This window comes from Bordetella genomosp. 1, from assembly GCF_002261335.1.
Lineage (GTDB): Bacteria > Pseudomonadota > Gammaproteobacteria > Burkholderiales > Burkholderiaceae_B > Bordetella.
In genome coordinates, this window is the sequence record NZ_NEVL01000003.1 from 1,426,187 (window position 1) to 1,452,155 (window position 25,969).

The following is a 25,969-nucleotide window of genomic DNA, read 5'->3' on the forward strand; positions in this document are numbered from 1 at the left end:
AGACCGCCGCCCCATGCCGGGCGGCTTTTTTTTGCCCTAACTCGTACAACAAGCGTTTCGCTTTATAAATTTAAGCGAAACGCTTGCTTTTCATAAGCGATATGCTTAATATTCACCCCATCAACTGCTCTTTAACAACTGAGACCGCCCGCCCCCGAGAAGGAGGAAGGGCGAAACAGGACAACCTGGCGCAAGCGCGTCCAAGGACCCTGCGTGCCCGCGCCCACAGCGCAGGCAACGCCCAGCCGGGCGTGGCGACGATAACCCCGGCACGCCCAAGCTCTTCGTGCTGCCACTCGTGCTGAGCCACACGCAGGTTTAGATCAACCAGTCAGTGCTCCATCTCATCAATGGACTCGGTCAGTTTGGCAAGGCTGAAAAGCGGAGCTCGACGCAAGAGCGATACCAGCTTTAGGACCGAATCGCCAACTCGTGAAGGCTCGGAACTTCTCGTTCTTTTCAGCACGATATGCCCCTTTTCGAAGTCAAGCACCGAAAGATTTTGCTTCAGTCGAGAACCCGAGTACTGACTTAAATCTAGGAGATAGACCTCCGACCGCTGGCCAGCTTGATGGTTATCCGACAGGCTAGCGTTAATCAAGTGAATCATCCGCAGGTCCGCTAAAGCCTGCAATGCCCGGTACTCCGGTTGATGTGTCTCCTTGTCCCGAAACTCAATGCGGAAGAAGGTGATCTGTTCCTCAGTAAGCAAGAATTCGCGCACCACATTCAAAGACGCGACAAGAACCGCAGATCGCCCGGAAGTCGCTGCGGCATCATCCTCGAGTTCTTGTTGTTTTGTCTGGCTAACGAGCCCAGCGGCATTGTTCACATCTTGCACGCCAACAGTCTTCGCGTTGACCCGCTGACGTGCTGTCTGCAAGGATGCTGCGCAAAGCGTTAAGAAGTCACGAGGCACCCCTCCCGATGCCAGCACCAAACGATCCAGTGCCGCAGCACTTACGACGTTACTTAGAGGCGTCGCGCCCGTTTCCTCAATATATCCTCTCAGAACCTGTTCTAGAAAAATCTTTGCCTTTTCGGGCTCTTCTAGGGTGACATCCAAATTGATGATCGTTGCATCGTGCCCAGTTTGCAGGCCGGTGGGAGGATCAGGAATAAACCACCGCGTCTGATGCTGGATCCCCGCCACCTTGAGCCACACGGGGTTGTCACGCGTGACGCCATGAAGCAGGTCTAAAAACTTCGGCACATCTCCGCTTTGCAGGTAATGGATATCGTCTAAGAATATGTAGAGTGGACTCGACCGCACGCAAAATCTCGCGCACGCTTGCTGGAGCTGAGGCACCAGTATGGCTACATCGCCGGGGGAAGCGCTAGATGGCTGAAACCATTGTTCAATCTGCCCGCGAAGCTGTTTGACCGATTCAATTGCAGGGGAGACTTCAGAACGTGCTCCATACCCGCCGAGAAGCACGTCACATACCCGTAGCGCCACCGTTAGAAACGCATGGGTTGCCCCTAGCGCACGCAATGATTGCATATTCACCCACAAAACATGCGCTCCCTCAACTTCGAGCACGCGTTTTGCCTCCAGGAGCAGCGCGGTTTTCCCCACCCCCCGCCGTCCGAAAATGAGGTGATGGCGCGGTGACCTGGCCAGACTCAAGCGCTCAGCAGCGTCCACGATATACCGCAAGCTAGGCTGAGTTTCGGAGGTGCGGGATCGAGCATTCAGGAGCCGAATCAGGTCAGGGATGCGACCATCATGAACTCCAGATACTTTCGTCGCGGCGCGAGGAGCAGACTGTTTGGTCTGCCGTACCGTCACGAAACCGTTCTCTAGCTTCTCATCTATTTGTCCGGCTACAGCTAACGCGACCTCGTAGTCCTTGTCGACTTCGATTATCGCGATCACCTCTCCAGGAAACGTGCGGATCTGTACTGACACCGGCCGAACGCCGGCGCGTTGCAGCTCTTCGTCAATCAGCCTTCTCGTGCTGTCTTCTGCTGTCATAGCTCACAAATCCTAAATCTTTGAACCTAAGTAAGCCCTGGTCTTCTTCACAAGAACGCGGGCGTCCTGGAGCCACTCCTTCGCAGAGTGCTTGAAGCTAAGGTCGCCGTTAGGATATGGGTCGTAGTCCGCACGGTTTCGATCCAGTCTCGCTAGCTTCAACCGATTTCTCCAAAACTCACTGTCAGGAAAATCGGCTGGGAACTTTACAGGAAGGTCCGAATGCTTCTCATGGTCGTCGCCGCCATAGGACAAGTAAGTTGCCGCGCGCGCTGCATGGTACATCGCATAGTACGCACGACTTACTGTGGCTCGATACTGAGGTTGCGTCGCCCTTGCCGCAACGGCCGCCTGCTTTAGATGAAGGCTTGCTAACCGCAGCCGATCTTCCGCAACTTTCATCTGTAGCGCCGCAATCGACTTTCCAGATCGCGCGGATAGTTCTACTCCGCGGGCGAACGCTTTCAGAACATCCTGAGTGGATTTTGATACCAACAGGAGCTCGCTATCCGTAATTCGAGGCATAGGCAGTGGAGACGAGAAGAGGACAAGGTCGTTCTGAAACTTTTTGTAATCCTATGCGCGAGTTTATACGTAGTCAATCCTGGACTATCTCTTCAACACGGCCGAGCGATCGAAATCCTCTCCGCACACCGCACCCTAAAGGCCCACGTGACGCTGCTCCCACCCTTCGATCGCGTCAATGGCTTCACGCAGGCCCTCTTCAGCGTGCGTTTGATACTTCCTGAGTACATCACTGTAGCGATACAGAATTCGGTAGTGAGACGTTTTCCGCTTCGCAGAGTCTACGCTGCGCATCGTCCGGTCATCCTCATCGAGCTCTTCATAGCGACGGGACAACTCATTGTGCATGTTCCACGTCTCCAACAGACCGCTAGAGAGACTGTACGCGGTAATCACGCGTCGGCGGACGTCATCATCATTCAGCGTCCCAAGAAGGTGCGCTGTCGACTCATAGACGCGAAAGGGCTTTTCTGGTGTCGGCCATTGAATCGCTATCACGCCAGTCGGCTGACTCTCGACAGTTCGCCCGACCAAGGACATGTACTGCTGTAGGTTTACCGATAACTCAGCTTTAACTCCCAGCAAAAAGTTTCGCTGTTGGGCGATTTCAGCGAGGGCCGCTTTCTTCGTATCTGCATCGCGCTGGCGTTCAAACACCCAAATGGCGACGCGCAGTGCGCCAATTGAGCCGAACGCCTGAACCCACCCCGCCCAGTCGCCCGGCTGGGTCGGGTAATTCCGTACGAAGATTCCGACAACTAATGCGACGCCAAAGATTTCTGCAATCGCGCGGCAAGACAACCGCTCGCTCTCCATCGTCCTTCCCTCCTCACTAGACCGATGTGCATGGTAGCTGGGATCGAAGATCAGCGCTAAAGCCTTAAGGAGTAACGATGGCCCAATGGATCGCCAGGCTCTTCGAAGAACTGATCGACCTCTTCAACTTTTGGGACGCGCTCTAGCGCCCACGCTGCGGGCTTGGCCGAGTGGTCAGGCTGCGGCCTTCCAAGCCGCCCACACGGGTTCGATTCCCGTAGCCCGCTCCACTCCCCTCCCCTCGCCAATCGGCGAAAAGGAAAACCATCATGCACAGATTCAACGCGCTTGCCGGCGCGGCGACCCTGCTCGTCTGTACCGCTGCCGCCTTCGCAGCGGGAAACGTTGTCGGCGTGAAGGATCGGCAGCTTTTCGCAAAAGACGATGAACGGCGCGTAGCCCTCATCGCCAGGGCCTGCGGGAAGTCCGGCCGCCTGCTGTACGACCACCATGCCCAGGCCTATCTCTGCCTCTGGCAGAACCGCGATGGCCCCACCGTTACCGCTGAGGTTTCGGCCTACCCCTATCTCGACCAACTGGCCCAGCGGTAGCTCGCAAGCGTATTGACCCGTCAGCTTCGCGCCTGCGGCCAGCAACCGACTTTGAACGGGGGGTCGGTGGCGAAATCCTTCTCCAGCGCGCCAACGATCCGCTCGGCGACCTCAAGATCCTCGGCTTCCACGAAGAAAAAGGGCGCCAGCCGGTCGTCAACCGGCACCCACAGCAATTTCGGTTCACCCGCCCACTCCATCCCTTGGTGAACGTGCTCATTCCGCAGCATGCGCTCGAAGTCCTCAGGCGAAACGATTTTCTTCATTGCCGACACCTCCAGTAGTCGGCCCCATCGTACCCCTTCCCACTCAAACAGGTGTCAGCATGACCCAACCGACCGTTGCGTCGTTTAAGACGATGACTCGAGACGGCACGATCAAACGCGCCGACGCGATGAAAGTGCTTTACCGCGATATCCACGTCGTGCCCGAATTCAACCTCCGCGATCACGACGACGAGTATCACGCCGGGATCGCCCAGTTGGCCGACTACATCATGGCAGGTGGCATGCTCCCACCCCTGGAAGTCGTGGCGAAGCAGGACGGGTCCGGCGTCGAGCTCGTCGACGGCCATCGCCGCCACGCGGCCTACGGCATTGCCATCCAGCGCGGCGCGCCGATCGAATGGGTCTCGATCGTGGCTTTCTCCGGCAATCAGATCGACCGATATGCCCGGATCTACACGAGCAACGAGAGCGCAAAGCTCCGGCCGCTGGAAGCAGCACGCGGCTACCTGAGGTTCCTACGAATGGGCCTGGACGTCGCCGAGATTGCGCGCCACACGCACAAGAGTCGCACTCTCATCGAGTCGTACCTCATTCTCGCGTGCGCCCCTCCGGCCGTTCAGGACATGGTGCGCGCCGGCACAGTCTCGGCCGAGGTAGCGATCGATGGTGTGCGCCAGCACGGCGACGGCGCCGCCGAATACCTCGCCGGCAAGGCGGTGGAAGCGAAGGCGCGCGGCAAGGCCCGGGTCACCGCCGGCACGATACGCGGCCGAGCCCTGCCGAAAAAGGTGGTGGCACCGCTCATCACTGGAGTGGACGCGTTTATGGCCGGGCTCACCAATCATCATCGTGCCGCGGTGATCGACGCGCGGGAGGGCCGCGTAGCCCCCGAGACAATCGACGTTCCGGTCAGCGCACTGGCCGACCTGCTCAGCGCCCATGACGCTGTCCAGGCCGCTCGGCTGCGGCAGGAAGAGCGTGATCGCTCCCGTGTGGTCAGTCCGCCGCCCCAACAAGAAATGGATCACGGAAGCGAGGAGCACGCGCCCACATGACGATTACTTACCGTGATAGCAGCCGAACTGTCCGCGCAGCTTTGGCCGGGCACATCGATGAACAGCTCGAGGGCTACGTCATCGCTGACGCCGGGTTCGTCCTGGTTTCGGCCACCGGGTGCGAGCTGCGCATGACCTTTGTTCACTCCGGCCTCATTCACACGCGTATCGCCAAGAAGCGCGGAAGCTGGTGGACGGCGCGCGATATTGTCGCGCCCGCCCGCGCCTTCGCGGGTCAAGTTTCCGCCATGCGCGGGTAGCGACTCACCCAGCGGCAGCCCCCCCCCTCTTCCCATTCCCCTCACCTGACAGCCCCCCCCCATGAACACTACCAATGCAGCGGCAGAAGGCCGCATTCGCACCGGCCGCGCTCCGGCAGACGCGATCCGCCCCGAAGGCTTGTATCGCTGGAATGACTTTGCGGACCGCATCCCCTATTCCCGCGAGACTTGGCGCCAGCGCGTCCACGCCGGCACCGCCCCCCAGCCAGTGCAGCGCACGGGCGCATGCACGGCCTGGCGTGGTCAGGATGTGCTCGACTGGCTGGCCGATCCCCTCGGCTACAAAGCCCCGACCATCAAATAAGGGAACCCGACAGATGCCCAAATACGTTGTGCCGCTAACCGATGTGCGTTGTCGGCGCGCCACGTTCAACGCTGACGGCAAGAACAAGCTGTCCGATGGCGGAGGCTTGTACTTGCTGCTGAAGCCCAACGGCTCTAAAACCTGGCGCATGCGGTATATGCGCCCTTCGACCGGCAAGGAGTCCACGCTGACGTTTGGCAGCTACCCTGCGGTGACGCTGGCCGCCGCACGCGGAATGCGCGCCGAAGCTGCGGCAAAAATCGCCGCGGGCGACGACCCCGCCGATAGGCCCAACGTGAAACCGCGCGAGGATGGACTCGCCGCGGATGCGTTTCAGGCCTTGGCAGAGGAATGGCTTGCGCTGCGTCGTAGGGGCTGGAGCGAAGGGTACTACGAGCGGATGGAGAACTCCCTCAAGGCGAATGCCTACCCGCGGTTTGGCCGCACCCGTATCGGAAACATCAGCGGCAAAGCGGTGCTCGATGCGGTGCTCGCTGTCCAGGCTCGCGGTGCGCGAGACATGGCTGAGCGCGTGCTGAGCTCAATTGGCTCCGTTTTCCGTTACGCGGTCGGCACCGGCCGCGTGCATGCTGACGTCACGCCTGGCCTGATCGACTTCCTGGACGAAAAGCCGCCGGTCGAACATTTCCCGCACGTAGACGTTGCGACGTTGCCGGAGCTGTTGGAGAGGGTGAGGAATTACCATGGGCGGCCAGAGACTCGACTCGCGATCCAGATCATGATGCGCACCTTCCCTCGGACCAACGAACTCCGATGGGGCGAATGGAGCGAGTTGAACCGCGCCGAGCGGGTCTGGCTGATTCCGCCTCACCGCATGAAAGGCACTGTCATGACGAAGCTCAAGGGCGATCCGCACATCATCCCCCTTTCCAGTCAGGTACTGGACCTGTTCGATGAACTAGCCCAATACACAGGCCGACATCGCTTCATGTTCCCCGGAATGCGAAGACCAGCGACCACGCCCATGAGCTCAGAGACGATCAACAAGGCGCTCAAGATCATGGGATATGAGGACAAGCAGACCGGCCACGGATTTCGCGGTCTGGCGTCGACAATCCTCAATGAGCGGAACGTTGCGCGCGAGGATGCTATTGAAAGACAGCTGGCCCACAAGGAGCGCAACCAGGTCCGCCGCGCATACAACCACGCGGCGTACCTAGACGAGCGCGCGCAGATGATGCAATGGTGGTCTGATTTCCTCGATGAGTGTGCCGCCAAAGGCCGTACCCAATAAAACTTTGGCTGTACCCATTCTGTACCCGAAAACGTCCGGTGGTCCGGATTGTTCCCGCTTGGCACGCCGAGGCATCGAAAATGCAAAAAAGCCCGCTACGTCATAGACTTAGCGGGCTTTTTTTGTGCTGCCGGGCAGCACCTGCAGGAATTCTTGGTAGGCGGTATTGGAATCGAACCAACGACCTCTACGATGTCAACGTAGCGCTCTAACCATCTGAGCTAACCGCCTGCAATCCGTTGCTGTCGCGTTGTTTTTGCGTGTCAGCAGCGAAGAAAAAGATTATAGAGAAAATTTTTGGCGTGTGCAAGCTGGTCGCCAAAAAACTTCAATTATTTTGCGTCGGCCTCGCGGACGGCGCGCATGAAGGCGTCGATCTTGTCGGCGGACTTCTGGCCGGGTGCGGACTCGACACCGCTGCTGACGTCGACGGCCCAGGGGCGCACGGCGGCGATGGCGGCGCCGACGTTGTCGGCGTTGAGGCCACCGGCCAGCACCACGGGACGCGCGGCGGGGTCGGCTTGCACGGATGCCAGCAGGCTGTAGTCGAAGCCGTGGCCGCTGCCGCCAAAGCCGGCGCTGTAGCTGTCGTAGAGCCACGCCGCGGCGGCGCTGAAGGGTTGGCTCGCGGCCGAGACCTCGGCGGGCGTTTCGAGGCCGGGGGCACCGGCGCGGAACGCGCGCATGTAGCGGTGAGCGAAGCTCGCGCACTGTTCGGGCGTTTCGTCGCCATGGAACTGGATCAGGTCGGGGCCGACCTGGTCGAGCACGGCACGCACCTCGTCGGGCTGCGGGTTCACGAACAGCGCGACCACGTCGACGAAGGCCGGCACTTCACGGCGCAGCTGCGCCGCGAGTGCCGGGGTGACGTGGCGCTTGCTGCCCGGAAAGAACACGAAGCCGATCGCGTCCGCGCCCGCCCCCGCCGCATGAACGATGTCGGCGGCGCGGGTCAGGCCACAAATCTTGACGCGGGTACGCATGTTTCGGCTCTACAAATACGGGATTACTTGAACGCGGCGCCGGGATCGGCTTCGCTGTCGGTTCCGTATATGTTAGTCCCATAGCCGCCTTCGACCTCGATCTTCACGCTGGAAGGATCGATTTTCGACTGCTCGCCCTTGTAGTGCATCACCATGCCCGGGAAGATCATGACCGCGGCGACCATGATCAGCTGGATCACGATGAACGGCACCGAGCCCCAGTAGATCTGGCCGGTGGTGACCGGCTGGATGATCTTGCCGGTGACCTTGTCCTTGTACGGATCCTTGGGCGCGACCGAGCGCAGGTAGAACAGCGCGAAGCCGAACGGCGGGTGCATGAACGAGGTCTGCATGTTCACGGCCAGGATGATGCCGAACCAGATCAGGTCGATGCCCATCTTGTCGGCCACCGGACCGAGCAGCGGCACGATGATGAACGCGAGCTCGAAGAAGTCCAGGAAGAACGCGAGCACGAAGGTCATCACGCTGACGACGATCAGGAAGCCCCACTCGCCGCCGGGCAGGCCGATCAGCAGGTGCTCGACCCACAGGTCGCCGTTCACGCCGCGGAAGGTCAGGCCGAAGACGGTCGAACCCACCAGGATGAACACCACGAAGCACGACAGCTTGGTCGTCGTGTCCATGGCCTGCTTCATCAGGTCCAGCGTCAGGCGGCGACGGATCAACGCCATGATGATGGCACCCACCGCGCCCATGGCGCCGCCTTCGGTCGGCGTGGCCACGCCGATGAAGATCGTGCCTAGCACCAGGAAGATCAGGAACAGCGGCGGGATCATCACGAACACCACGCGCTGCGCCAGCTGCGACAGCATGTTGAGCTTGAAGACCTTGTCCACCGAGGCCACGATGAAGGCGACCACGCCCCACAGCAGCAGGCTGACGACGACCTTCTCGTCGACCGGCGCCGTGTCGTTCTCGATCCACTGGCCCAGGAAATAGGCCGCGGCCGTCGCGCCGAGCATCAGCACCAGCAGCGAGCGGCCGCCGCGCGAGCCGTTGGGCTCGCGGTAGATGCGCGCCTCCTCAGGCAGCGCGGGCGCGGCCGAGGGCTTGATGAGCGAGACGATGACGATGTAGAGGATGTAGGAGCCCGCGAGCAGGAAGCCCGGGATCATGGCGGCGCGGTACATGTCGCCGATCGAGCGGCCGAGCTGGTCGGCCAGGATGATCAGCACCAGCGACGGCGGAATGATCTGCGACAGCGTGCCGGAGGCCGCGATCACCCCGCTGGCTAGCCGGCGGTCATAACCGTAGCGCAGCATGATGGGCAGCGAGATCAGGCCCATCGAGATGACCGACGCCGACACCACGCCGGTGGTGGCGGCCAGCATGGCACCCACGAACACCACGGCGATGGCGAGGCCGCCGCGCAGCGGACCGAACACCTGGCCGATGGTCTCGAGCAGGTCTTCGGCCATGCCGGAACGTTCGAGCACCAGCCCCATCAATGTGAAGAATGGCACCGCGAGCAGGGTGTCGTTCGAGATGATGCCGAACACGCGCTGCGGCAGCGCCTGGAACAGCGAGGGGCTCAGCAGGTCGAGCTCGATGCCGACGAGCGCGTAGAGAATGCCGTTGGCGGCCAGTGCGAATGCGACCGGGAAACCCAGCAGCAGGAAGACCACCAGCGTCGCGAACATGATCGGCGCCAGGTTGGCGATGAGAAACTCCATGATCAGCGCCCTTGTTGGTTTTGTTGTGTCTGGGCCGCTTCGCGCGCGAGCGCTTCACGGGCAATCTCTTCGGCCAGCAGTTGCTCTGCGGTCTTGGCGCCCTCGCGCGCGATCGGATCCGGGCACAGGCCGCGCAGGAAACCGATGCACTTGATCAGGTGCGAGATGCCGGCCAGCACCAGCAGGCCGAAGCCCACGGGGATCAGCAGCTTGACGGGCCAGCGGATCAGGCCGCCGGTGTTCGACGACTGTTCGTTGCTGACATAGGAATCGACAAAGACGGGCCACGACAGGTACATGATCAGGATGCATGCCGGGAGCAGGAAGAACAGCACCCCGAAGATCTCGATCCAGATCTGTTTGTTGCGCGGCAGGCGCGACGACAGGATGTCGACGCGCACATGTTCGTTTTTAAGCAGGGTATAGCCGGCGGTGAGCAGGAACATCGCGCCGAACATGTACCACTGGAGTTCGAGCCAGGCGTTGGAGCTCGTGTGGAAGACCTTGCGCACGATTGCGTTACCGGCACTGACCAGCACCACCAGCAAGGTCACCCAGGTCACGGCGCGTCCAACCCGCTGGTTCAGCGCGTCGATGGCGCGCGACAAGGCGAGTAAGGCTTTCATGATGGGAGATAGGCTTTGTTAGGTGTTGCGCACAGGTAAGCGCACACCGATTCGACACGCGACCGCTTTGGGGTGGCCAGATTGCTGCCCGCGTGCTGGAGGAGGCCCCCCACAGCACCGCTTTTGGCAGTGTCCGCGCCGGGCAAAGCCCAGGATTTTAGCCTGTAAGCCCGCCCGGCGCCGGAATCATGCCCGGCTCGCCCGCTTTACTTGCGGCCGATGGTTCCCATGAAACCGTCGTAGCTGCCTTCAGCGACGCGGAACCACGGGATTTCGTTGTCGCGGAAGGCGACCATGCTCTCGTACAGCTTCTTGAACATGGCGTCTTTTGCGGCGTACTCCTGGTAGAGCTTCAGCGACTCGGCGTAGCACGCGTCCATCACCGACTTCGGGAAGGCCTTGAGCACGGCGCCGTCGGCGACCAGGCGGCGCAGCGCAGCCGGGTTTTCCGCGTCGTACTTGGCGATCATGTCGTTGGTGGCGGCGGCCGAGGCCTGGGCCAGAATCGCCTGATAGTGCTTGGGCAGCTTCTCGTAGGCGTCTTCGTTGACGTAGGCCGAGACCTGCAGCGTGCCTTCCCACCAGCCCGGGAAGTAGTAGTTGCGCGCCACCTTGTGGAAGCCGAGCTTCTCGTCGTCGTAGGGGCCGATCCATTCGGCGCCGTCGATCGTGCCCTTCTCGAGCGCCGGGTAGATGTCGCCGCCGGCGATCTGCTGCGGCACCACGCCCAGGCGCGACAGCACCGCCCCGGCGAAGGCCGAGCAGCGGAACTTCAGGCCCTTCAGGTCATCCACGGACTTGATCTCGTTGCGGAACCAGCCGCCCATCTGGGTGCCGGTGTAGCCGCAGGGGAAATTCACGACCTTGTATTTCTTGAACAGCTCACGCGTGAGCTTGAGGCCGTCGCCGTGGCGCATCCAGGCGTTCATCTGGCGCGTGTTCAGGCCGAACGGGACCGCGGCGTCGAAGCACAGCGCCGGATCCTTGCCGAAATAGTAGTAGGAGGCGGTGTGGCCGCACTCGATGGTGCCGTTCTGCACCGCGTCGAGCACCTGCAGGGCCGGGACGATTTCGCCGGCCGGGAAGGCGCGGATCTGGAATTTGCCGCCGGTGGCTTCGCTCACGTACTTGGCGAAGTTTTCGCCGCCGGTGTAGATGGCGTCGGCGCTGCGGGGAAAGCTGGAGGCGAGGCGCCAGTTGATGGCGGGGGCATCCTGGGCGATTGCGGGAGCCGCGAGGGTCGCGCCCCCCGCGGCGGCGCCAAGCGCGGCCTTCTTGAGGAAGGAACGGCGTTGCATTGCTAGTCTCCTGGGTATGGGAAGGGCCTTGCACACGGGGCGCCCCGTGTGAGGACGCTTGATCTGGTGGGCGTTGTTGCGCCGCCAGATATTTTTATGCGTTCGCAATGATATCGGCGCCGTAACCGCTTGCTACCTGCTGATTACCCTAGCTTACCGAAAGCTGAACGAACCCAGGATGGCGTCGCTGCCGTCGAGTTGGGGCAAACCGAACTCGGCGGGATAGTCGACGGCGCTCAGATACAGCCCGTCCGCCATGAAGGTGGGCGCCCCCTGGCGCCGGTCGCGGGCGGCCAGCAGGGAGGCGATCCAGTCGGCCGGCTCGCGCCCCTGCCCGACCTGCAGCAGGGCGCCGAGCAGGTTGCGCACCATGTGGTGCAGGAACGCGTTGGCATGCAGCGTAAACACCACAAACTGGCCGTGTTCGGCGATGTCGAGGCGGCTCAGGGTGCGCACCGGGTGTTTGGCCTGGCACTGCGAGGAACGGAAGCTGGAGAAGTCGTGCTCGCCCAGCAGATGGCGCGCGCCCGCGCGCATCGCGTCGAGGTCGAGCGGCTGGAAGCACCAGCCTGCGCGCCCCGCCCACAGGGCCGGGCGGACGCGGCCGCGCCACAGCAGATAGTGGTAGGTGCGGGCACGGGCCGAAAAGCGCGCATGGAAATCGTCGGAGACGGTCTGGGCCCACTGCACCGCCACCGAGGGCGGCAGGAAGGCGTTGACGCCGCGCACCCAGGACTCGTCGCGGCGATTCAGACTCGTGTCCAGGTGCACCACCTGCATCGCGGCGTGCACGCCGGTGTCGGTGCGGCCGGCGCAGACGGTGGGAATGGGGATGCCGGTGCCGGCGAACTGGCCGAGGGCGGCTTCGAGGCAGTCCTGCACGGTGATGCCGTGCGGCTGCGTCTGCCAGCCCTGCCAGGCGGAGCCGTCATAGGACAGCCCCAATGCAATACGGGTCATGAATCAGGTCCGGGTGCTGCGCGGCCGCGTCTCATCCGTGGGGGGCTGGTCGAGATCAAGGTTGATCTCGTTGAGTCGGCGGTTGAGCGCGGCTTCGTTCAGCGGCGTCGGTTCGGCAAAAGGCGTTTCTTCGTCGTCATCGCCGCGGCGCGTGCCGGCCCGGCGCAGGGCCCAGGCGATGATGAACACGATCAGGGCCAACACGGCCGTCACGATCGCAAGCAGATTATCCGCCAACCAGGCCGGCATGCCGCTGGCCGACGCGTTCTTGGCATCGGCGCCCGCCACGACGGGCGCGCCGCCGCTGGCCGAACCGGTGGCTGCCGCGCCCGCGGCGCCGGGTTGACCTGCTGCGCCCGGCTGGCCTGCGGCACCGGGTTGACCTGCTGCGCCGGGTTGGCCCGATGCGCCGGCTGGACCAGCTTGACCTGTTGCGCCGGGTTGACCTGCTGCACCGGCTTGACCTGCGGCACCGGGTTGGCCGGCTGCACCGGCCTGACCTGCGGCGCTGGGTTGACCGGCAGCACCGGCTTGACCTGCGGCACCGGGTTGGCCGGCTGCACCGGCCTGGCCTGCGGCGCCGGGTTGACCGGCAGCACCGGCCTGACCTGCGGCGCCAGGCTGACCCGCTGCGCCGGCTTGGCCTGCGGCGCCAGGCTGGCCTGCTGCACCAGCCTGAGCTGCTGCACCGGGCTGACCCGCTGCACCGGCTTGACCTGCGGCGCCAGACTGACCCGCTGCACCGGGCTGACCTGCTGCACCGCTTTGACCTGCTGCGCCGGGCTGACCTGCTGCACCCGCTTGGCCTGCTGCGCCGGGCTGGCCCGCCGCACCCGCTTGGCCGGCTGCACCGGCTTGACCCGCGGCACCCGGCTGGCCGGCGGCGCCCTGCCCGCCCTGGGCATTGGCTTCGTTGAGGGCCTGCACGTTGGATTCGAGCGTGCCGACGCGTTGCTGCGCGTCGGCCGCGGCGCGGGCGTCGGAGGCGCGCTTGTCGCCGGCGGCGTCGGCCGCGGCATCGTTGGCGGCGCCGCCGGACAGGCGCAGGCGGTCCTGGTCGGCGCCGGCCTGCGCCGTGCCGCCGGTGTCGGCGCTGCTGACGCGGCCCGCGGCGCCCGATCCGCCGCTCACGGCGGCATCGGCCGCCGTGCCGCCCAGGCGGGCGCGCCAGCGGGCGTAGGCCTCGACCTGCTCGACATAGATGCGGCGCGCTTCGGCCGGATCGATGGCGCGCACGGTGGCCGCGTCGGGCACGGTGAGCGTCTGGCCCGCGCGCACGCGGTTCATGTTGTTGTCGATGAAGGCCTGCGGATTGGCGCGCCACAGCGCGACCAGCATCTGGTAGATGGTGGCGTCGGGCACGGCGTTGCGCTGGGCCACGCCGTAGAGCGTATCGCCCTTGCGCACCCGCACCTCGCTGGCCGAGGCCGCGGCCGTGCCGGCGGCGGCGGGGCCGGTGCTGGCACGCTGGATCTCGGGCGTGGTGCGCGCGGGCACGAGGATCGTGACCTGCAGCTGCCGCTCGCCGGAGGCCGAACGCAGGTTCAGCAACAGGTCGACCGTGGTGCGCGACAGCGGCTGGTCGGAATTGATGACGATGGTGCGCGAGGCCGTGTCACGGCCCGCGTCCACCCGCAGGTAGGTGCGGGCCAGCGGCACCGGCGGCGTCAGGCCGGCCGCGTCCCAGGCGGCCTGCGGCGCCAGCGAGACCTGCAGATTGTTGGCTTCGTCGGGCGTGAGCTCGAGCAGCGGCACGGAGATCTGCGCCGGCGCACCGGGCGCCGACAGCACGCGCGCGTGGCCGAGGCGGGCCGCCTGCGCCTGCGTTGCCGCGGTGGCTCCTATTGCCAGCGCGACCGCCCAGGAGAGGACGCGAAGACGGGAGACCTGATGCAACTGACGCGCAGACGAACTCATATCGTTTTATTCCGTGTTCTGGACCCAGGTGGGCCGGCCCGCGGGAGGGGCGACTAAGCGTGCGAAAAGTGTAATGGATCGGCCCCGATTGATAAACAACTCATATCGGTTTCGGTCCGATGCCAACAGCGCGTGCGCGAGCCGCGCTGCCATCGCGATGGCAGGCGCCCCGCGCGCGGCGCGGATGCAAAGAAGGCACCCGCAGGTGCCTTCTCTGGTTCAGGACACGAGACGGATCAGGCCTCGGCCAGCGCGATGCGCAGCATGCGGCGCAGCGGCTCGGCAGCGCCCCACAGCAGCTGGTCGCCCACGGTGAAGGCGCTCAGGTACTCGGGACCCATGCTCATCTTGCGCAGACGGCCGACCGGGATGTCGAGCGTGCCGGTGACGGCGACGGGCGTGAGGCCCTTGAGCGTGGCTTCCTTGTTGTTCGGAATGACCTTGGCCCATTGGGTGCCCGAGGCGATGATGTCTTCGATCTCGTCGAGCGGCACGTCGCGCTTGAGCTTGATCGTGAGCGCCTGGCTGTGGCAGCGCATGGCGCCGATGCGCACGCACAGGCCGTCGATCGGCGTGGCGGCGGTGCCGAAGGCTTCGCCGCGGCCCAGGATCTTGTTGGTTTCGACGCCGGCCTTCCACTCTTCGCGGGTGACGCCGTTGCCGAGATCCTTGTCGATCCAGGGAATCAGGTTGCCGCCCAGCGGCACGCCGAAGTGCTCCTGCGGCAGGCTCGGATCCTGCTGGCGCGCCAGCACGCCACGGTCGATCTCGAGAATGGCCGAGGCCGGATCGTCGAGCAGACCGCGCACGGAGGCGTTGAGCTCGCCGAACTGGGTCAGCAGCTCGCGCATGTGCTGCGCGCCGCCGCCCGAAGCGGCCTGGTACGTCATGGAGGTCATCCAGTCGACCAGGTCGTTGTTGAACAGGCCGGCCAGGCCCATCAGCATGCAGCTGACGGTGCAGTTGCCGCCGATGAAGTTGCGCACGCCACGCTTGAGCGCGGCGTCGATGACCGGACGATTGACCGGGTCGAGCACGATGATGGCGTCGTCGGCCATGCGCAGCGTGCTCGCGGCGTCGATCCAGATGCCCTTCCAGCCCGCGGCGCGCAGCTTGGGATACACCTCGGTGGTGTAGTCGCCGCCTTGCGCAGTCAGAATGATCGGCAGTTTTTTGAGGGCTTCGATGTCGTATGCATCTTGCAGCGCACCAGCGCCTTCGGCCCATTTGGGCGCGGCGCCACCGGCGTTGCTGGTGGAGAAGAATACGGGTTCGATAAGTGCGAAGTCATTCTCGTCACGCATGCGTTGCATGAGTACCGAGCCGACCATACCGCGCCAACCGACGAGGCCAACTGCTTGCGTCATTTCAGGCTCTTTAGTTAGTAAGGGGCTAATAGTGAAGTGGTGATCCCGAACAATTTATCAGAATGCGCGGGCCCTTGCTGCGGCGCACCGTGAAAAAAGAGGGACAAGACCAAACGAAACGGCCGCCCGTCGTGCACATACGACAGGCGGCCGGCGCCGGAACGGCGTGGCGCGATCAGGCGAGCGCCTTGAGCACCGCGTCGCCCATCTGCGCGGTCGAGACCTTGGTGGTGCCGGTTTCGTGGATGTCGGCGGTGCGCAGGCCCTCGGCCAGCACCTTGCGCACGGCGGCTTCGATGCGGTCGGCCTGGGGCGCCAGGTTCAGCGAGTAGCGCAGCAGCATCGCGGCCGACAGGATCGTGGCCAGCGGGTTGGCGATGCCCTTGCCCGCGATGTCGGGGGCCGAGCCGTGGCTGGGTTCGTAGAGGCCCTGGCCCGAGGCGTTGAGCGAGGCCGAGGGCAGCATGCCGATCGAGCCGGTGAGCATGGCCGCCTCGTCCGACAGGATGTCGCCGAACAGGTTGCCGGTGACGATCACGTCGAACTGGCGCGGGTTGCGCACCAGCTGCATGGCGGCATTGTCGACGTACATGTGCGAGAGCTCGACGTCCGGGTAGTCCTTGCTGACCTCGATGACCAGGTCGCGCCAGAACTGCGAGGTCTCGAGCACGTTGGCCTTGTCGACGCTGCACAGCTTCTTGTTGCGCTTGCGGGCCGATTCGAAGCCGATGCGCGCGATGCGGCGCACTTCGGTTTCGGCGTAGCGCATCGTGTCGTAGCCTTCGCGCTCGCCGGCGAAGCTGCCGTCGGCGGCGGTGCGCACGCCGCGCGGGGTGCCGAAATAGATGTCGCCGGTGAGCTCGCGGATGATCAGCAGGTCCAGGCCCGACACCACCTCGGGCTTGAGCGTGGAGGCGCTGGCGAGCTCGGGATAGAGAATGGCCGGGCGCAGGTTGGCGAACAGGCCGAGCGCCTTGCGCAGGCCCAGGATGGCCTGCTCGGGACGGAACTCGCGCGGCAGCGCGTCGTACTTCCAGTCGCCCACGGCGCCGAACAGCACGGCGGCCGAGCCCTTGGCGAGCTCGAGCGTGGCGGGCGGCAGCGGGTGCTCGAACTGGTCGAACGCGGCGCCGCCGACGGGCGCTTCGCGCAGCTCGAGCGACACGTCGAGCGCCTTGAGCACGCGCACGGCCTGTTCAACGATTTCGGGGCCGATCCCGTCGCCGGGGAGCACTGCGATCTGGTGAGTCATGGAAACATTCCTGGAAGGCTGAAAGAGTGCGCCGGGCCTGTGTGCCAGGGCCCGGCGGGATGTGGGTTGCGACGACGCGCGGGCCTCAGGCCACCGGGCGGCTTTCGAGCCAGGGGTGACGGGCCAGGCGCTCGGCTTCGAAGGCGCGGATCTTGTCGGACTGGCGCAGGGTCAGGCCGATGTCGTCGAAGCCGTTGAGCAGACAGTACTTGCGGAACGGCTCGATGTCGAAGCCCATGCTCACGCCGCTGGGCGTCAGGATGACCTGGCGATCCAGGTCGATCTTGAGCTTGTAGTCGGGGAACGCGCGCACCTCGTCGAACAGGCGCGCGACTTCGAGCTCGGTCAGCACGATGGGCAGCAGGCCGTTCTTGAAGCTGTTGTTGAAGAAGATGTCGGCGTACGACGGCGCGATGATGGCGCGAAAGCCGTACTGCGTGAGCGCCCAGGGCGCGTGTTCGCGGCTCGAGCCGCAGCCGAAGTTTTTCCGGGCCAGCAGCACCGAGGCGCCCTGGTAGCGCGGCTGGTTCAGCACGAAATCCGGATTGAGCGGACGCTTGCTGTTGTCCATGCCCGGCTCGCCGTGATCCAGGTAGCGCAGCTCGTCGAACAGGTTGGGGCCGAAGCCGGTGCGCTTGATCGACTTGAGGAACTGCTTCGGGATGATGAGGTCGGTGTCGACGTTTTCGCGGTCGAGCGGCGCCACCAGGCCTTCGTGAGTGGTAAATGCTTGCATGTGAGGCTCTCGCTTAACGATAGGTGCGGACGTCGACGAAGTGGCCGGCGCAGGCGGCGGCCGCGGCCATCGCCGGGCTCACCAGGTGGGTGCGGCCACCCTGGCCCTGACGGCCTTCGAAGTTGCGGTTCGAGGTGGAGGCGCAACGCTCGCCCGGCTCGAGGCGGTCGGCGTTCATGGCCAGGCACATCGAGCAGCCCGGTTCGCGCCATTCGAAGCCGGCTTCGATGAAGATCTTGTCGAGGCCTTCGCGCTCGGCCTGTTGCTTGACCAGGCCCGAGCCCGGCACCACCATCGCCTGGCGCACGTTGGCGGCCACGCGCTTGCCGCGCGCCACCGCGGCGGCGGCCCGCAGGTCTTCGATGCGGGAATTGGTACAGGATCCGATGAACACCCGGTCGACGCGGATGTCGACCAGCGGCGTGTTGGGCTCCAGGCCCATGTACTGCAGCGCGCGCTCCATGCCGCTGCGGCGCACGTCGTCTTTCTCGCGATCGGGGTCCGGCACGCGGCCGTCGACCGGCAGCACCATCTCGGGCGAGGTGCCCCAGGTGACCTGCGGCTTGATGTCGCGCGCTTCGATCTCGATGACGCGGTCGAACTTGGCGCCCGGCTCGGAATGCAGCGTGCGCCAGTAGGTGACGGCCTGGTCCCAGAGCACGCCCACCGGCGAGAACGGCCGGCCGCGGAAGTACTCGATGGTCTTGTCGTCGACCGCCACCATGCCCGAACGCGCACCGGCCTCGATGGCCATGTTGCAGACGGTCATGCGGCCTTCCATCGACAGCCCGCGGATGGCGCTGCCGGCGAATTCGATCGCGTGGCCGGTGCCGCCGGCGGTGCCGATGATGCCGATGATGTGCAGCACGACGTCCTTGGCGGTGCAGCCGAAGGGCAGCTCGCCGTTGACGTTGATCAGCATGCTCTTGGCTTTCTTCATCAGCAGCGTCTGCGTGGCGAGCACGTGCTCGACCTCGGAGGTGCCGATGCCGAAGGCCAGCGCGCCCATCGCACCGTGGGTGCTGGTGTGCGAGTCGCCGCAGACGACGGTCATGCCGGGCAGCGTGGCGCCCTGCTCCGGGCCGATGACGTGCACGATGCCCTGGCGCAGGTCATTCATGCGGAATTCGGTGATGCCGTACTTGTCGCAGTTGGCGTCGAGCGTGTCGACCTGCAGCTTCGAGATGGGATCGTCGATGCCGCGTGCGCGGTTCAGCGTGGGCACGTTGTGGTCGGCCACCGCCAGGTTGGCGCTGGTGCGCCACGGCTTGCGGCCGGCGATCGCCAGGCCCTCGAAGGCCTGCGGGCTCGTGACCTCGTGCAGCAGGTGCCGGTCGATATAGAGCAGACAGGTGCCGTCGGATTCCTGGTGGACGACGTGGGCGTCCCAGAGTTTGTCGTAGAGAGATTGGGCCATGGAAGCGCTCGGAGGATGAACAGATCCGACTCGTGTCCGCAGGGCCGCCACTGGGAGCGACCACCGCGTGCAGCTACGGTATGGCTGCATTATGCCCACGCCCTCAACCTAGTACAATCCAACCGCTTATACTAGTACTTCAAGTACCTGCATGGGGATTCCGCGCCGTACATGTCGCAATATCCGTCATGAAAAGATATTCGTAAAAGTAACTCCATCTCTATTATTTCGAAACATTGCCCGAAACTGGAAACAATGCGGGCAAATCTATATAGTTTTGTTTCGGAATATGCGCTCAGAATGAAAAATAATGCGATGTAACACGCATTAATTCGGCGTCGTCGGGCACACTCAAAGCAGATCGCACGACTTAGGAGACGTATTACGATGTTGCGCGAATGTGTATATGTATTGCGGGAAGGTTGTAGCGTCCCGCATTCCGGCGGGAATACACAGCGGCTCGCGGCGCGCGATGTGCGCGCACCGTCGCGGCCTGCCGTCTCCCGCGTATGCGAGCCGTTTGCGCGAGTCGCACCGGGCCCGCGCAGCGCCCACAAGGCATTATCTTTTTCGCTCTCCGGTTGTGCCGCGCTCCTGGCCCTCGCATTATCCGGGCCGGCACACGCACAGTCTCCCATCCTGCCGCCCGCCACCCTCGATCCGGCGGGACCGGCGCTGAGCCAGTTTCCCGAAGGCGCCGTGCGGCGCGGCGCCGCCCCCGGCGCCGCCCTGCCCGCGCCGGTGCCCACGCTGGCGCCCGTGGCGGTCCCGGGCCAGGCGCCGGTCGCCGCGATGGGCGACGGCAGCATCACGCTCACGCAGGTGGTGGAACACACCCTGCTCACCAATCCCGAGATCCAGGCCCGGTACCACGACTTCCAGGCCTCGCTCGAGGGCCAGACGGTGGCGCGCGGCGCCTATTTTCCGCAACTGAACGCACAGGGCTACTACGGCCGCGAATATCGCCGCAACGTGCCGGATTCGGGCAACGAGAGCTGGAGCCGGCCCGGCTACAACTTCGAGCTGCGCCAGCTGATCTTCGACGGCTTTCGCACGCGCAACGACGTGAAGCAGGCCGGTTTCGACAAGCTGGCCCGCTTCTACGACCTGCTGGCGGTGAGCGACACCACCGCGATGGACGCGATCCAGGCCTATATCGATCTGCAGCGCTACCGCGACATGGAGTCGCTGGCGCGGCAAAACTACGGCCTGCACGAAAGCACCCTCAAGCAGATCGACGAGCGCACCGAGTCTGGCGTGGGCCGGCGCGTGGACCAGGAGCAGGCGGTGGGCCGCCTCGCGCTGGCGCAGAGCAACGTGATGACCGAGACGGCCAACCTGCTCGACGTGACGCAGCGTTTCCAGCGCATCACGGGCATGACGCCGCCCGAATCGCTGCAGGCGGTGCCCGACATGAGTGGCAGACTGCCGCGCAACCCCACCGATTTCAACACCTCGCTGCGGCGCAATCCCAGCTTCCTGTCCAAGCAGGCCAGCCTGCAGGCGGCCCAGGCCGGCGTGGATGCCTCGCGCGGCGCGTTTTCGCCCAAGTTCGAGTTCGTGGCCTCGCATGGCCAGGACCAGAGCACGTCCGACCCCGCCTACAAGGACGTCAGGAGCTCGAGCCTGCAGGTGATGATGACGTACAACCTGTATCGCGGCGGCGCCGACTCCGCGCGGCTGCGCCAGACCGCCGCGCAGTCGTATGCTTCGCGCGACCTGCGCGACTACACCTGCCGCAACGTGCAGCAGGACCTCGCCGTGGCCTGGAACAACATCAACCGGGTGCGCGCGCAACTGCCCTACCTGCGCGACCACGAGATCGCCACGGCCAAGGTGCGCAACGCCTACCGCGAGCAATTCCAGATCGGCCAGCGCACGCTGCTCGATCTGCTGAACACCGAGAACGAGCTGTTCGAGTCGCGCCGCGCGCTGGTCAACGCCGAATACGACCTGCAGATCGCCCAGTACCGCTGGCTGGCGCTGTCGCACGCGCTGCTGCCGGCGCTGTCGCTGCGCCCGGCGCGCGACGAGATGCCCGAGGAAAACGGCAGGCTCGAGGTCTCCGACGAGGTCATCAAGCTGTGCAACTCCATGATCCCCGACACGGCGCGGCTGCAGCCCGTGCGGGTGAAATACAACGACGGCGCGCTTCCGCCCACGCTTTCTCCGCTGACGACCCAGCCCGCGGAGACTGCGCCCCGGGACGCCACGATGTCGCGCCCGTGAGGCGCGCAAGGGACCCGACATGGCCACCAATCCGCCCCCATCGAACGAAGGTTTTTCGCAGCTGGACGCCGATTTCGTGCGGGTGCTGGAAGACCTGATCGATGCCCTGATCGCCAATGGCACGCTGCGCCTGACCGATCTGCCGCCGCGCGCGCAGATGAAGCTCACCGAACGCAAGCAGCAACGCAAGCGCTTGCACGAGCATCTCGACCTGCTGGACGACGACGATGGACACCTTATCTGAAAGCCTGCCGCAGGAACCCTCGCGCGAGTGGCGCGGCGATGCCAAGGCGGCGCACGACGACCCGTTGCTGGACTGCCTGGTCGAGCTGACGCGCCTGCACGGCGTCACCGCCACGCCGCAGGCGCTCACGGCGGGCCTGCCGCTGGAGGGCCACAAGCTCACGCCGGCCCTGCTGCCGCGCGCCGCCGCGCGCGCCCAGCTGGCCGCGCGCGTGGTCAAGCGCACGCTCGACAGCATCTCGCCCGACCTGCTGCCGGCCATCCTGCTGCTGCGCGGCGAGAAGGCCTGCCTGCTGCTGCGCCGCGACGGCGACGTGTATGTGGTGAGCCACCCGGAACTGGGCGGCAGCTCGGTGGAGATGGACGCCACGACGCTGGCGCAGCAGTACACCGGGCTGGTGGCGTTCGTGCGGCCGCAGTTCCGTTTCGATGCGCGCGCACCGGAGGTCTCCAAGGTGCGCGAGCGGCATTGGTTCTGGGCCGCCATCATGGAGAACCGGCGTCTCTACCGCGATGCGCTGATCGCCGCGCTGCTGATCAACGTCTTCGCGATGGCGATGCCGCTGTTCACGATGAACGTCTACGACCGGGTGGTGCCCAACAACGCGGTCGAGACCCTGTGGGTGCTGGCGATCGGCATCTCGCTGGTGGTGATCTTCAATCTGTTGCTGAGCACGGCGCGCTCGCACGTGGTGGACAGCGCCAGCAAGCGCGTGGACGTGCGGCTGTCGGCGCAGATCATGGAGCGCGTGCTCGATTTGCGCATGGAGGGGCGGCCGGTGTCGGTGGGCTCGTTCGCGGCCAACCTGCGCTCGTTCGAGTCGATCCGCGACTTCATCGCTTCGGCCAGCATCACGACGCTGGTCGACCTGCCCTTCATCATCCTGTTCCTGGCCGCGCTGGCCTGGATCTCGCCGTGGATGCTGCTGCCGCCGCTGGTGGCGATCGTGCTGATCGTGCTGGTGTCGCTCGCCGCGCAGGCGCGCATGGAGGCGCTCACCATGTCGACCTTCCAGGCGACCGCGCAGCGCAACGCGACGCTGGTGGAGGCGCTGACCGGCATGGAGGCGGTCAAGACGCTGAACGCGCAGGGCTCGATCCAGCGCAACTGGGAGCGCGCCACCGAGTTCATCGCCCAGACCGGCGGCAAGCTCAAGCTGATCTCGTCGTCGACGGTGGGCTTCGTGTCGGCCATCCAGCAGCTGGTGTCGATCGCCGTGGTGGTGATCGGGGTGTACCAGGCGCGCGAATCGGCGGTGTCGATGGGCGGCATCATCGCCGCCTCGATGATCGCCGGCCGCTGTCTCGCCCCGCTGGGGCAGATCGCCGGCCTGCTGATGCAGTTCCAGAATGCCCGCACCTCGCTGGGCTCGATCGACAACTACATGAAGCTGCCGATCGAGCGTCCGGCCGAAGCGGAATTCCTGCATCGCCCGGTGTTCCATGGCGCCATCGAGTTCCGCAACGTGACGTTCGCCTACCCGGGCAGCGACCAGCCGGTGCTCAAGGGCGTGTCGTTCAAGCTCAAGCCCGGCGAGAAGGTCGGCATCATCGGCCGCATCGGTTCGGGCAAGACCACGCTGGAAAAGCTGGCGCTCTCGCTCTACCAGCCGACCGAGGGCGCGGTGCTGCTGGACGGCGTGGACGTGCGCCAGATCGACCCGGCCGACCTGCGCCGCGCCATCGGCTACGTGCCGCAGGATCCGCTGCTGTTCTACGGCAGCCTCAAGCACAACCTGTCGATGGGCGCGCCCTACGCCGACGACGCCAGCATCCTGGCGGCGGCCGACCTGGCTGGCGTGACCGCGTTCGCCAACCTGCATCCCAAGGGCTTCGACATGGTGATCGGCGAACGCGGCGAGTCGCTCTCGGGCGGCCAGCGCCAGTCGGTGGCGGTGGCGCGCGCGCTGATCAACGACCCGCCGATCCTGCTGCTCGACGAGCCCAGCAGCAACATGGACCACCAGAGCGAGGCGCAGCTGCGCACGCGCCTGGCGAAGGTGAGCGCCAACAAGACCATCATCCTCGTGACGCACCGCACCGCCCTGCTCGAGCTGGTCGATCGCCTGATCGTGATCGACAACGGCCACATCGTGGCCGACGGCCCGAAGGAGCAGGTGGTGGACGCGCTGCGCACGGGGCGCGTCGGACGCGGAAGCTGAGGCAGCCATGCAGAACACTCCCGGCGAGAACAAACCCTCCCTGCTCGGCCGCCTGTGGCGCGGCCCGCGCAATCTCTTCGTGCGCCTGTTCGACCGCATCCTCGACGGCGCGGACAAGGGCAAGCCCGAGCATCGCCACGACTACGTCGGCAACGCCGAATGGGTGATCCACCAATCGCAGGCGCGCGGGTCGCGCATCCTGCTGTGGGTCAGCCTGGTGGCGATCGCGCTGCTGCTGGCCTGGGCGGCCATCGGCCACATCGACGAGGTGGTGCGCGGCGACGGCAAGGTGGTGCCCTCGCGCCAGGTGCAGGTGATCCAGAGCCTGGACGGCGGCATCGTGCAGGAGATCCTGGTGCGCCCCGGCCAGGAGGTGCAGGCCGGGCAGGTGCTGCTCAAGATCGACCCGACCCGCTTCTCCTCGTCGCTGGGCGAGAACAACGCCGAGTACCTGGCGCTGCTGGCCAAGGCCGCGCGGCTGCAGGCGCTGGCCACCGGCGACGCCTTCGTGGTGCCCGAGCGCGTGCTCAAGGAGGCGCCGGCGCTGGGCGAACAGGAGCGCACCGCCTGGCAGACGCGCACCTCGGAGCTCAACGCCACGATCAACGTGGCGCGCGAGCAGCTCAAGCAGCGCCAGGAAGAGCTGCGCGAGAACGTCGCCAAGCGCGACCAGGCGGCGTCGAGCTGCTCGCTCACGTCGCGCGAGCTCCAGGTGACGCGCCCCCTGCTCAAGAGCGGCGCAGTGTCGGAAGTGGAACTGTTGCGCCTGCAACGGGACGTGGCGCGCTTCTGCGGCGACCAGAAGGCCGCCGAGGCGCAGATGGACCGGATCCAGTCGTCGATCAGCGAAGCCCAGAGCAAGGTGCAGGAATCCGAGCTGAACATCCGCAACCAGGCGCGCAGCGAGCTGTCGGAGACCAACACCAAGCTGGCCACGCTGCGCGAGAGCCAGCTGGCGCTGGCCGACCGGGTACGCCTGGCCGAGGTGCGGGCGCCGGTGAACGGCACGGTCAAGACGCTGTTCAACAACACGGTCGGCGGGGTGGTGCAGCCGGGCAAGGACATCATCGAGATCGTGCCCAAGGACGACACGCTGCTGCTCGAGGTGAAGGTGCAGCCGCGCGACATCGGCTTCCTGCATCCGGAGCAACAGGCCGAAGTGAAATTCACCGCGTACGACTTCTCGATCTATGGCGGCCTCGAGGGCAAGGTGGAGCAGATCGGCGCCGACACCATCACCGACGAGAAAGGCAACGCGTTCTACATCGTCCGCGTCCGGACCGACCGCAGCACCGTGGGCGACATGGACCTGCCCATCATCCCGGGGATGGTGGCCGAGGTGCATGTGCTGACCGGCAAGCGCACCGTGCTGCAGTACCTGTTGAAGCCCATCCTGCGTGCGCGGGAGAACGCTTTCACCGAACGCTGACCGGCGGGCTGAAGGAGTAAAAATGCCTACCCCTGTGCTGTTGATCACGCACGACGACCTGCTCTGGCAGCATTGGCGCGAGCTGGATGCCACGCGCTGGCTGCCGGCGCGCGGGCGCGGCCTGGCGGACCTGGAGCGCTGGCGCGACCAGGGCAGGACATTGGTGGTGCTCGACACCGACCTGCCGCGGCTGCCGGCGTGGCAGGCGCCCACCTGGGCGGGGGCCCTGGCCGGGCTGCAGGTCATCGTGGCGAGCCCGTACCCGAACGACGAACAGGGTACCCAGGCGCTCGGCGCCGGCGCCATGGGCTACTGCCACGGCTACGCGCCCACGCAATCGCTGGCGCAGGTCCTCGAGGTGGTGTCGGCCGGCGGCACCTGGATGGGCCGCTCGCTGGTGCGGCGCCTGCTGCAACTGGTGAGCGAGCGGGGCCAGCGCAACGGTGGCTGGACCCAGGGCCTGCTCACCGAGCGCGAGATCGCGGTGGCGCACCGCGCCGCCTACGGGCAGGCCAACGCCCAGATTGCCGCCGCGCTCGGCATCACGGAACGCACCGTCAAGGCCCACCTGTCGGCCGTGTTCGACAAGCTCGGCGTGAGCGATCGGCTGCAGCTCGCGCTGCTCGTGCACGGCGTTTCGACGGCTCACGCCCAGACGTGAAGT

The 25,969-nt window shown here is 65.2% G+C and carries 24 protein-coding genes and 2 tRNA genes; 11 read left to right on the plus strand and 15 right to left on the minus strand.

Features of this window, described 5'->3' with window-relative positions; genetic code table 11:
* Positions 1-331: 331 nt before the first annotated feature.
* The 3 genes from CEG14_RS14955 to CEG14_RS14965 form a co-directional block, all read right to left on the minus strand.
* On the minus strand, positions 332-1,978 hold the full coding sequence (locus CEG14_RS14955) for an ATP-binding protein (RefSeq protein WP_094827116.1): 1,647 nt from the start codon (positions 1,976-1,978) through the stop codon (positions 332-334).
* Positions 1,979-1,990: 12 nt separating this feature from the next.
* A complete protein-coding gene (locus tag CEG14_RS14960) occupies positions 1,991-2,503 on the minus strand; it encodes a HEPN domain-containing protein (protein ID WP_306437029.1) in 513 nt (170 codons plus the stop codon).
* A gap of 135 nt (positions 2,504-2,638) precedes the next feature.
* Positions 2,639-3,319, minus strand: a complete 681-nt coding sequence (locus tag CEG14_RS14965) for a hypothetical protein (protein WP_094827118.1) — start codon at positions 3,317-3,319, stop codon at positions 2,639-2,641.
* A 156-nt stretch (positions 3,320-3,475) separates the two neighbouring features.
* Here CEG14_RS14965 and CEG14_RS14970 point away from each other — a divergent pair.
* Positions 3,476-3,549, plus strand: a tRNA-Gly gene (locus tag CEG14_RS14970).
* Positions 3,550-3,588: 39 nt separating this feature from the next.
* Complete coding sequence (locus CEG14_RS14975) at positions 3,589-3,870, plus strand: hypothetical protein (RefSeq protein ID WP_094827119.1); 282 nt, start codon at positions 3,589-3,591, stop codon at positions 3,868-3,870.
* 20 nt (positions 3,871-3,890) lie between these two features.
* On the opposite strand, the gene CEG14_RS14980 is transcribed toward CEG14_RS14975, so the two are convergent.
* Positions 3,891-4,136: a hypothetical protein gene (locus tag CEG14_RS14980; RefSeq protein WP_094827120.1), complete on the minus strand. Its 246-nt coding sequence runs from the start codon at positions 4,134-4,136 to the stop codon at positions 3,891-3,893.
* A 59-nt stretch (positions 4,137-4,195) separates the two neighbouring features.
* On the opposite strand from CEG14_RS14980, the gene CEG14_RS14985 reads away from it, so the two are divergent.
* From CEG14_RS14985 to CEG14_RS15000, 4 genes are all read left to right on the plus strand, one after another.
* The gene (locus CEG14_RS14985; protein ID WP_094827121.1) at positions 4,196-5,152 is read left to right on the plus strand and encodes a ParB/RepB/Spo0J family partition protein; all 957 of its coding nucleotides are present in this window, start codon (positions 4,196-4,198) and stop codon (positions 5,150-5,152) included.
* Entirely contained in the window at positions 5,149-5,412 is a 264-nt protein-coding gene (locus CEG14_RS14990) for a hypothetical protein (protein WP_094827122.1), read from the plus strand. Before CEG14_RS14985 ends, CEG14_RS14990 begins: the two co-directional genes overlap by 4 nt.
* 61 nt (positions 5,413-5,473) lie before the next feature.
* Entirely contained in the window at positions 5,474-5,737 is a 264-nt protein-coding gene (locus tag CEG14_RS14995) for a helix-turn-helix transcriptional regulator (protein ID WP_256985722.1), read from the plus strand.
* 13 nt (positions 5,738-5,750) lie between these two features.
* Positions 5,751-6,992, plus strand: coding sequence for a tyrosine-type recombinase/integrase (locus CEG14_RS15000; protein ID WP_179280605.1), 1,242 nt, complete (start codon positions 5,751-5,753; stop codon positions 6,990-6,992).
* A gap of 154 nt (positions 6,993-7,146) precedes the next feature.
* Here the strand turns inward: CEG14_RS15000 and CEG14_RS15005 are convergent.
* The 11 genes from CEG14_RS15005 to leuC form a co-directional block, all read right to left on the minus strand.
* Positions 7,147-7,223 (minus strand) — tRNA-Val (locus tag CEG14_RS15005).
* A gap of 101 nt (positions 7,224-7,324) precedes the next feature.
* Positions 7,325-7,975 (minus strand): phosphoribosylanthranilate isomerase, encoded by a 651-nt coding sequence (locus CEG14_RS15010; protein WP_094827124.1) that lies wholly within the window; start codon positions 7,973-7,975, stop codon positions 7,325-7,327.
* 23 nt (positions 7,976-7,998) lie between these two features.
* On the minus strand, positions 7,999-9,669 hold the full coding sequence (locus CEG14_RS15015) for a TRAP transporter large permease (RefSeq protein WP_094827125.1): 1,671 nt from the start codon (positions 9,667-9,669) through the stop codon (positions 7,999-8,001).
* A 2-nt stretch (positions 9,670-9,671) separates the two neighbouring features.
* Entirely contained in the window at positions 9,672-10,295 is a 624-nt protein-coding gene (locus CEG14_RS15020; protein ID WP_094827126.1) for a TRAP transporter small permease subunit, read from the minus strand.
* A gap of 206 nt (positions 10,296-10,501) precedes the next feature.
* Entirely contained in the window at positions 10,502-11,593 is a 1,092-nt protein-coding gene (locus tag CEG14_RS15025) for a TRAP transporter substrate-binding protein (protein ID WP_094827127.1), read from the minus strand.
* Between the two features lie 153 nt (positions 11,594-11,746).
* Positions 11,747-12,553 (minus strand): tRNA pseudouridine(38-40) synthase TruA, encoded by an 807-nt coding sequence (gene truA / locus CEG14_RS15030; RefSeq protein ID WP_094827128.1) that lies wholly within the window; start codon positions 12,551-12,553, stop codon positions 11,747-11,749.
* 3 nt (positions 12,554-12,556) lie between these two features.
* The gene (locus CEG14_RS15035) at positions 12,557-14,470 is read right to left on the minus strand and encodes a FimV/HubP family polar landmark protein (protein ID WP_094827129.1); all 1,914 of its coding nucleotides are present in this window, start codon (positions 14,468-14,470) and stop codon (positions 12,557-12,559) included.
* 236 nt (positions 14,471-14,706) lie between these two features.
* Entirely contained in the window at positions 14,707-15,837 is a 1,131-nt protein-coding gene (gene asd, locus CEG14_RS15040; protein WP_094827130.1) for an aspartate-semialdehyde dehydrogenase, read from the minus strand.
* Between the two features lie 175 nt (positions 15,838-16,012).
* Positions 16,013-17,089 (minus strand): 3-isopropylmalate dehydrogenase, encoded by a 1,077-nt coding sequence (gene leuB / locus CEG14_RS15045; protein WP_094827131.1) that lies wholly within the window; start codon positions 17,087-17,089, stop codon positions 16,013-16,015.
* Positions 17,090-17,174: 85 nt separating this feature from the next.
* Positions 17,175-17,825 carry a 3-isopropylmalate dehydratase small subunit gene (gene leuD / locus CEG14_RS15050; protein WP_094827132.1) on the minus strand — a complete coding sequence of 217 codons (651 nt, stop codon included), beginning with the start codon at positions 17,823-17,825 and terminating at the stop codon, positions 17,175-17,177.
* A gap of 13 nt (positions 17,826-17,838) precedes the next feature.
* On the minus strand, positions 17,839-19,242 hold the full coding sequence (gene leuC / locus CEG14_RS15055; RefSeq protein ID WP_094827133.1) for a 3-isopropylmalate dehydratase large subunit: 1,404 nt from the start codon (positions 19,240-19,242) through the stop codon (positions 17,839-17,841).
* 699 nt (positions 19,243-19,941) lie between these two features.
* Between leuC and CEG14_RS15060 the strand changes: the two genes are divergently transcribed.
* From CEG14_RS15060 to CEG14_RS15080, 5 genes are read left to right on the plus strand one after another with little or no spacing between them, the layout of a single operon-like run.
* Positions 19,942-21,471, plus strand: a complete 1,530-nt coding sequence (locus CEG14_RS15060) for a TolC family outer membrane protein (protein ID WP_373454196.1) — start codon at positions 19,942-19,944, stop codon at positions 21,469-21,471.
* 19 nt (positions 21,472-21,490) lie between these two features.
* On the plus strand, positions 21,491-21,715 hold the full coding sequence (locus CEG14_RS15065) for a hypothetical protein (RefSeq protein ID WP_094827134.1): 225 nt from the start codon (positions 21,491-21,493) through the stop codon (positions 21,713-21,715).
* A complete protein-coding gene (locus CEG14_RS15070; RefSeq protein ID WP_094827135.1) occupies positions 21,699-23,876 on the plus strand; it encodes a type I secretion system permease/ATPase in 2,178 nt (725 codons plus the stop codon). Before CEG14_RS15065 ends, CEG14_RS15070 begins: the two co-directional genes overlap by 17 nt.
* Before the next feature lie 7 nt (positions 23,877-23,883).
* Positions 23,884-25,305: an HlyD family type I secretion periplasmic adaptor subunit gene (locus CEG14_RS15075; RefSeq protein WP_094827136.1), complete on the plus strand. Its 1,422-nt coding sequence runs from the start codon at positions 23,884-23,886 to the stop codon at positions 25,303-25,305.
* 22 nt (positions 25,306-25,327) lie between these two features.
* Positions 25,328-25,966, plus strand: coding sequence for a response regulator transcription factor (locus CEG14_RS15080; protein WP_094827137.1), 639 nt, complete (start codon positions 25,328-25,330; stop codon positions 25,964-25,966).
* The last annotated feature ends 3 nt before the right edge of the window (positions 25,967-25,969 follow it).

Coding starts and splice junctions, on each gene's coding strand:
- CEG14_RS14955 (WP_094827116.1), bottom strand. CDS start 1,978: ATGACAGCAGAAGACAGCACGAGAAGGCTGATTGACGAAGAGCTGCAA.
- CEG14_RS14960 (WP_306437029.1), bottom strand. CDS start 2,503: ATGCCTCGAATTACGGATAGCGAGCTCCTGTTGGTATCAAAATCCACT.
- CEG14_RS14965 (WP_094827118.1), bottom strand. CDS start 3,319: ATGGAGAGCGAGCGGTTGTCTTGCCGCGCGATTGCAGAAATCTTTGGC.
- CEG14_RS14975 (WP_094827119.1), top strand. CDS start 3,589: ATGCACAGATTCAACGCGCTTGCCGGCGCGGCGACCCTGCTCGTCTGT.
- CEG14_RS14980 (WP_094827120.1), bottom strand. CDS start 4,136: ATGAAGAAAATCGTTTCGCCTGAGGACTTCGAGCGCATGCTGCGGAAT.
- CEG14_RS14985 (WP_094827121.1), top strand. CDS start 4,196: ATGACCCAACCGACCGTTGCGTCGTTTAAGACGATGACTCGAGACGGC.
- CEG14_RS14990 (WP_094827122.1), top strand. CDS start 5,149: ATGACGATTACTTACCGTGATAGCAGCCGAACTGTCCGCGCAGCTTTG.
- CEG14_RS14995 (WP_256985722.1), top strand. CDS start 5,474: ATGAACACTACCAATGCAGCGGCAGAAGGCCGCATTCGCACCGGCCGC.
- CEG14_RS15000 (WP_179280605.1), top strand. CDS start 5,751: ATGCCCAAATACGTTGTGCCGCTAACCGATGTGCGTTGTCGGCGCGCC.
- CEG14_RS15010 (WP_094827124.1), bottom strand. CDS start 7,975: ATGCGTACCCGCGTCAAGATTTGTGGCCTGACCCGCGCCGCCGACATC.
- CEG14_RS15015 (WP_094827125.1), bottom strand. CDS start 9,669: ATGGAGTTTCTCATCGCCAACCTGGCGCCGATCATGTTCGCGACGCTG.
- CEG14_RS15020 (WP_094827126.1), bottom strand. CDS start 10,295: ATGAAAGCCTTACTCGCCTTGTCGCGCGCCATCGACGCGCTGAACCAG.
- CEG14_RS15025 (WP_094827127.1), bottom strand. CDS start 11,593: ATGCAACGCCGTTCCTTCCTCAAGAAGGCCGCGCTTGGCGCCGCCGCG.
- truA (WP_094827128.1), bottom strand. CDS start 12,553: ATGACCCGTATTGCATTGGGGCTGTCCTATGACGGCTCCGCCTGGCAG.
- CEG14_RS15035 (WP_094827129.1), bottom strand. CDS start 14,470: ATGAGTTCGTCTGCGCGTCAGTTGCATCAGGTCTCCCGTCTTCGCGTC.
- asd (WP_094827130.1), bottom strand. CDS start 15,837: ATGACGCAAGCAGTTGGCCTCGTCGGTTGGCGCGGTATGGTCGGCTCG.
- leuB (WP_094827131.1), bottom strand. CDS start 17,089: ATGACTCACCAGATCGCAGTGCTCCCCGGCGACGGGATCGGCCCCGAA.
- leuD (WP_094827132.1), bottom strand. CDS start 17,825: ATGCAAGCATTTACCACTCACGAAGGCCTGGTGGCGCCGCTCGACCGC.
- leuC (WP_094827133.1), bottom strand. CDS start 19,242: ATGGCCCAATCTCTCTACGACAAACTCTGGGACGCCCACGTCGTCCAC.
- CEG14_RS15065 (WP_094827134.1), top strand. CDS start 21,491: ATGGCCACCAATCCGCCCCCATCGAACGAAGGTTTTTCGCAGCTGGAC.
- CEG14_RS15070 (WP_094827135.1), top strand. CDS start 21,699: ATGGACACCTTATCTGAAAGCCTGCCGCAGGAACCCTCGCGCGAGTGG.
- CEG14_RS15075 (WP_094827136.1), top strand. CDS start 23,884: ATGCAGAACACTCCCGGCGAGAACAAACCCTCCCTGCTCGGCCGCCTG.
- CEG14_RS15080 (WP_094827137.1), top strand. CDS start 25,328: ATGCCTACCCCTGTGCTGTTGATCACGCACGACGACCTGCTCTGGCAG.